The 651-nt window shown below is 68.5% G+C and carries 1 protein-coding gene; it reads right to left on the minus strand.

All coding sequences use genetic code 11. The features are described 5' to 3' along the window. Window positions 1-646 (minus strand): PA14 domain-containing protein (locus EAO75_RS48105; RefSeq protein WP_261989728.1); only part of this gene is annotated, 646 nt, incomplete at its 3' end. Window positions 647-651 lie beyond the last annotated feature (5 nt).

Here is a 651-nt window from a genome sequence, read left to right on the forward strand (position 1 = left end):
CCCCGGACGCAAAGAGTGCGAGTCGGGAGCGGACAGCCCGGGCGACGGTCTGCCGCTGACCGACGTACGCCCCGACCTCACCCTCACCGACCTCCGCCCGGACGGCTTCGAGCCCCAGGTCACCGGCATGGACTGGCTTCCCGACGGCCGCCTGGCCATCACCACCTGGGGCGGCTCGCAGACCACGACGGGCGAGGTGTACCTCCTCGACAACGTCACCGGCAGCACGAGTCGCGACAAGGTGACCGTGAAGAAGGTGGCGAGCGGGCTGCGCGAGCCCATGGGTATCAAGTACGTCGTGGTCGATGACCGTCCGGTCGTCGATGGTCAGCCGCGAGCCGTCGTCGCTGGTCAGGCGGAAGGTGTAGGACCCGTCGTCGGGAACGACGAGGTAGCCGGACGCTTCGGCTGTGAAGTTGTCGGCGAAGCCGCCGAAGTCGCCGGTTGTGGACCAGTCCACCGTCGGCATCAGCTTGTCGTGGTTGGGGGTCTGGCCCGGCTTGAGCGTGCACAGCTTGCTGAGCGGAACCTGGGTGTCGAACACCCGCAGAGTCACTCCCGGTTCCTGCGGTGGGATGTCATCGGGGGCGGCGACGGACGGGGGTGCTGCCCACACGCCCCCGACAAGGAAGCTTCCGACAAGCAGGGGGG

Source organism: Streptomyces sp. UW30 (assembly GCF_008042075.1).
GTDB lineage: Bacteria > Actinomycetota > Actinomycetes > Streptomycetales > Streptomycetaceae > Streptomyces.